At 36.5% G+C, this 255-nt stretch carries 1 pseudogene; it reads left to right on the forward strand.

What is annotated here, in order from left to right:
* Positions 1-34 precede the first annotated feature (34 nt).
* A pseudogene (locus tag ACYQ73_RS28375) lies at positions 35-255 on the forward strand (IS110 family transposase); the annotation flags it as partial.

Here is a 255-nt window from a genome sequence, read left to right on the forward strand (position 1 = left end):
TGTGAAGACTTCAAAACACATAGGGAGGGAGAACATGAAACATGTTATCGCCTTTGATATTAGTATGGGAAAGAGTTATATGGTTGTCTATAACGCGCTGAAAAAATGTCAGTTGGAAAAGGAAATTACGCACAATCGTCCGGGATTTATGGACCTTAAAAAGTTAATTGATGACTTAATTGAAGGATATGATGAGCAACCTCATATCGTATTTGAATCTACAGGAGTCTATTCAAGAACACTGGAACGTTTCAT

The organism is Lysinibacillus sp. CTST325 (assembly GCF_054665055.1).